Here is a 5,101-nt window from a genome sequence, read left to right as displayed (position 1 = left end):
GGGGTGCAATTCAATATGGTAAAGCTGGCGAGCAGGCCCTAGACTCAGTGAGCTGTCTATTCCAACCACTTAGCTGGAAGCATGCCATGAATAACAATAACAGCCTGCTACGTCACATCCCGTGGCTGGCGCTGGCAGTCATAGGAGCCTGTGCGCTGGGTGTGGTCGCCCTGCGTCGCGGTGAAGCCATCAACGCCTTGTGGATCGTGGTCGCGGCTGTGGCCATCTACCTGGTCGCCTACCGCTACTACAGCCTGTTCATCGCCACCAAGGTGATGCAACTCGATCCGCGCCGGGCCACCCCGGCGGTACTCAACAACGATGGCCTGGACTACGTCCCGACCAACAAGCACATCCTCTTCGGTCACCATTTCGCCGCCATCGCTGGCGCCGGCCCGCTGGTCGGCCCGGTGCTCGCCGCGCAGATGGGCTACCTGCCCGGTACGCTCTGGCTGATTGCCGGCGTGGTACTGGCAGGGGCCGTGCAGGACTTCATGGTCCTGTTCCTCTCCACCCGCCGTAACGGCCGTTCGCTGGGCGACATGGTGCGTGAGGAAATGGGCCGCATTCCGGGCACCATCGCCCTGTTCGGCTGCTTCCTGATCATGATCATCATCCTCGCGGTGCTGGCGCTGATCGTGGTCAAGGCCTTGGCCGAGAGCCCGTGGGGCATGTTCACGGTGATGGCGACCATCCCGATCGCCATGTTCATGGGCATCTACATGCGCTTCATCCGCCCGGGCCGTATTGGCGAGATTTCGCTGATCGGCGTGGTGCTGCTGCTGGCATCGATCTGGCTGGGCGGCGTGATCGCGGCGGATCCTGTGTGGGGCCCGGCGTTCACCTTTACCGGCGTGCAGATCACCTGGATGCTGGTCGGCTATGGCTTCGTCGCCGCCGTGCTGCCGGTGTGGCTGGTGCTGGCACCGCGTGACTATCTCTCGACCTTCCTCAAGATCGGCACCATCATCGGCCTGGCCATCGGTATCCTGATCATCGCGCCTGAGCTGAAAATGCCGGCCCTGACCCAGTTCACCGACGGTACCGGGCCTGTGTGGAAGGGCACCCTGTTCCCGTTCCTGTTCATCACCATCGCCTGCGGCGCGGTGTCCGGCTTCCATGCCCTGATCAGCTCGGGCACCACGCCCAAGCTGCTGGACAACGAAACCAACGCCCGCTACATCGGCTACGGCGGCATGCTGATGGAGTCGTTCGTCGCCATCATGGCCATGGTCGCCGCCTCGGTCATCGAGCCGGGCGTGTACTTCGCCATGAACAGCCCGGCCGCAGTGGTCGGTGCCGACGTCGTGTCGGTGGCGCAGACCGTCAGCAGTTGGGGCTTCACCATCACCCCCGAGCAGCTCGAGGCCACCGCCCGTGACATCGGCGAGCACACCATCCTGGCGCGTGCCGGTGGTGCACCGACGCTGGCGGTGGGGATCGCGCAGATCCTCCACCAGGTATTGCCGGGTGAGAACACCATGGCCTTCTGGTACCACTTCGCGATCCTGTTCGAGGCGCTGTTCATCCTGACTGCCGTGGATGCCGGTACCCGTGCCGGGCGCTTCATGCTGCAGGACCTGCTGGGCAGCTTCGTGCCAGCGCTCAAGCGCACCGAGTCGTGGACCGCCAACCTGATCGGCACCGCCGGTTGCGTGGCGCTGTGGGGCTACCTGCTGTACCAGGGCGTGATCGACCCGCTGGGCGGCATCAACACCCTGTGGCCGCTGTTCGGTATCTCCAACCAGATGCTGGCCGGTATCGCGCTGATGCTCGGCACCGTGGTATTGATCAAGATGAAGCGCGAGCGCTATATCTGGGTCACCTTGCTGCCAGCGCTGTGGCTGCTGATCTGCACCACCACCGCAGGCCTGATCAAGCTGTTCGACCCGAACCCGGCAGTCGGCTTCCTGGCCCTGGCCAAGAAGTACAGCACCGCGCTGGATGCTGGTCAGGTCCTGGCCCCGGCCAAGGACATCGGCCAGATGCAGCACGTGATCTTCAACGCCTACACCAACGCCGGTCTCACCGTGCTGTTCCTGGTGGTGGTGTTCAGCGTACTGTTCTTCGCCATCAAGGTCGGTATCGCCGCCTTGGGTCGCAAGGAGCGCAGCGACAAGGAAACCCCATTCCAGGCCCTGCCTGACGCTTGAGAGGATTGCAGCGATGTTCAACGACCTGGGGCGACTGGGTAAGTATCTGGGGCAGGCTGCCCGACTCATGGTCGGCATGCCCGATTACGACACCTATGTCGAGCACATGCAGAACAAGCATCCGGACAAGCCGGTGATGAGCTACGAGGACTTCTTCAAGGAGCGCCAGGAAGCCCGTTACGGTGGCAAGGCCGGCCCCAAGTGCTGTTGAGTCTGTAACTTGATTGAACCTGTGGGAGCCCGCGCAATCGGGCTCCCACAGTCATTTTCGGCTTCAATGGAGGCAAACGCGTGCATACCCCGATTCCCGTCACCGTGCTCACCGGCTTTCTCGGTGCCGGCAAGACCACCCTGCTCAAGCACATGCTCAAGGCCGAGCATGGCCTGAAGATCGCCGTGATCGAAAACGAATTCAGCGAGGCGGGCATCGACAGCCAACTGCTGGGCGACGAACCGGTACAGGTGATGACCCTGGCCAACGGTTGTGTGTGCTGCAGCATCCATGGCGACCTTACCCGTGCCCTGTACCTGCTGCTCGAACGCCAGGATGCCGGTGAAATCGCCTTCGATCGCCTGGTGATCGAGTGCACCGGCCTCGCCGACCCTGCGCCGGTGGCGCAGACCTTCTTCATCGACGAGGAGCTGCGCGAACGCTACATCCTCGACGGCATCATCACCCTGGTGGACGCCAAGCATGCCGAGTTCCACCTGACCCAGGCCATCGCCCAGGCCCAGGTCGGTTTTGCCGATCGCCTGCTGCTGAGCAAGACGGACCTGGTCGAAGCAGACGTGGTCGACGCGCTGCGCGAGCGTTTGGCGCGGATCAATGGCCGCGCACAGATCCGCGTGGTCGAGCATGGCCGTATCGACCTGGCTGAGCTGCTCGATGTGCGCGGTTTCAACCTCAACCCGGACTTGGGGCTGAGCCTGAGGCCGACCCTGCGTCCGGTGCTCAAGCCCGCGACCCCGGACCGTATCTCCACCCTTGTGCTACGCACGGAAAAGCCGCTGGACATCGACCGCCTCAGCGACTTCATGAACCAGTTGCTGGAAGACCATGGCAAGCAATTGCTGCGTTACAAGGGTGTGTTGAACATCGCCGGGGAGGACCGTCGGCTGGTGTTTCAGGGCGTGCTCAAGCTGTATGGCTTCGACTGGGATGCCGAGTGGAAAGAGGACGAGGTGCGCGAAAGCGTGATGGTGTTTATCGGTGATGAGCTGCCGCAAGACCGGATACGCGAGGATTTTGCCGCGTTGGCTGGCTGACAGGTCCGCAAGACATAAGCAAAAAGCCCGGCACAAGGCCGGGCTTTTTCACATCAGGCGATTGCCAATCAGTTGCCGTACACCGGCAGCTTCTTGCAGATGGCCTTGACCTTCTCACGCACGGCGTCGATCACCGCTTCGTTGTTCAGGTCGGCGAGGATGTCGCAGATCCAGCCGGCCAGCTCGCGGCACTCGGCTTCCTTGAAGCCACGGGTGGTGACGGCCGGGGTGCCGAAGCGCAGGCCCGAGGTGACGAACGGCGAACGTGGGTCGTTCGGGACCGAGTTCTTGTTCACGGTGATGAAGGCTTTGCCCAGCGCGGCGTCAGCGTCCTTGCCCGAGATTTCCTGCTTGATCAGCGACAGCAGGAACAGGTGGTTCTCGGTGCCGCCGGAAACGACGTCGAAACCACGCTCGATGAACACGCTGGCCATGGCCTGGGCGTTCTTCACTACCTGCTGCTGGTAGGCCTTGAACTCAGGCTGCAGGGCTTCCTTGAAGCAGATCGCCTTGGCGGCGATGACGTGCTCCAGCGGGCCACCCTGGGCGCCGGGGAAGACTGCGGAGTTCAGCTTCTTCTCGATGTCGGCGTTGGCACGGGCCAGGATCAGGCCGCCACGTGGACCACGCAGGGTCTTGTGGGTGGTGGTGGTGACCACGTCGGCGAATGGAACCGGGTTCGGGTAGACGCCAGCGGCGACCAGGCCAGCGACGTGGGCCATGTCGACGAACAGGTAGGCACCGACCTTGTCGGCGATTTCGCGGAAGCGGGCGAAGTCCAGGACCTGCGAGTAGGCGGAGAAGCCGGCGACGATCATCTTCGGCTTGTGCTCGACAGCCAGGCGCTCGACTTCGTCGTAGTCGATCAGGCCGTTGCCGTCGATGCCGTACTGAACGGCGTTGTACAGCTTGCCCGAAGAGCTGACGCTGGCGCCGTGGGTCAGGTGACCGCCGTGGGCCAGGCTCATGCCCAGGATGGTGTCACCGGCCGACAGCAGGGCCAGGTAGACGGCAGCGTTGGCCTGGGAGCCGGCGTGCGGCTGGACGTTGGCGTAGTCGGCGCCGAACAGTTCCTTGGCGCGGTCGATGGCCAGTTGCTCGACGACGTCGACGTACTCGCAACCGCCGTAGTAGCGCTTGCCTGGGTAGCCTTCTGCGTACTTGTTGGTCAGAACCGAGCCCTGGGCCTCCATGACCGCTGGGCTGGTGTAGTTTTCCGAAGCGATCAGCTCGATATGCTCTTCCTGGCGCAGGGCTTCTTGCTGCATGGCTTCGAAGAGCTCGGCGTCGTACTTGGCAATGGTCAAATCACGGCTGAACATGGCGGTCCTCAAGGATCGGGGCTGAATTGGGATGGCATTCTAACCGATTGGGTCGGGCCTGGCATATGAAGTGGCATCAAGTCGCGGACCAGTGGGCTTCATGTTGCAGACCGCGCGGGGACTGGGCTGAGACGGGGCGCTAGTTGACTCCGAAGTCCGTTTTTTCGATGCCTGGTGGAGGCTGGATTGGTGCCCAGCTTCTTCGGGCAGTCCACCCTGTAGGAGCGGGCTTGCCCGCGAACACGGGCGTAGCCCGTGCCAGGCGGCGCGGTGTCCTTTTCGCGGGCAAGCCCGCTCCTACAGGGTGGACTGCCCGAAGAAGCTGGGCACCAATCCAGCCTCCACCAGGCATCGAAAAAA

4 protein-coding genes are annotated in these 5,101 nt (G+C 63.0%); 3 read left to right on the top strand and 1 reads right to left on the bottom strand.

Annotation, left to right across the window (positions count from 1 at the left end):
* The first annotated feature begins 86 nt into the window (after positions 1 to 86).
* From ACPZMI_RS00650 to yjiA, 3 genes are all read left to right on the top strand, one after another.
* Positions 87 to 2,153 (top strand): carbon starvation CstA family protein, encoded by a 2,067-nt coding sequence (locus tag ACPZMI_RS00650; protein ID WP_065864062.1) that lies wholly within the window; start codon positions 87 to 89, stop codon positions 2,151 to 2,153.
* Between the two features lie 13 nt (positions 2,154 to 2,166).
* Positions 2,167 to 2,364, top strand: coding sequence for a YbdD/YjiX family protein (locus ACPZMI_RS00645; protein ID WP_054894051.1), 198 nt, complete (start codon positions 2,167 to 2,169; stop codon positions 2,362 to 2,364).
* An 80-nt stretch (positions 2,365 to 2,444) separates the two neighbouring features.
* Positions 2,445 to 3,419, top strand: coding sequence for a GTPase (gene yjiA, locus ACPZMI_RS00640; RefSeq protein WP_426351462.1), 975 nt, complete (start codon positions 2,445 to 2,447; stop codon positions 3,417 to 3,419).
* A gap of 68 nt (positions 3,420 to 3,487) precedes the next feature.
* Here the strand turns inward: yjiA and glyA are convergent, their stop codons facing one another.
* Positions 3,488 to 4,741, bottom strand: coding sequence for a serine hydroxymethyltransferase (gene glyA / locus ACPZMI_RS00635; protein ID WP_054894053.1), 1,254 nt, complete (start codon positions 4,739 to 4,741; stop codon positions 3,488 to 3,490).
* Positions 4,742 to 5,101: the final 360 nt, after the last annotated feature.

The organism is Pseudomonas wayambapalatensis, assembly GCF_049942315.1.
Lineage (GTDB): Bacteria > Pseudomonadota > Gammaproteobacteria > Pseudomonadales > Pseudomonadaceae > Aquipseudomonas > Aquipseudomonas wayambapalatensis.
The sequence above is the reverse complement of the archived record's forward strand: the minus strand, read 5'-3'. Positions and strand labels throughout refer to the sequence as shown.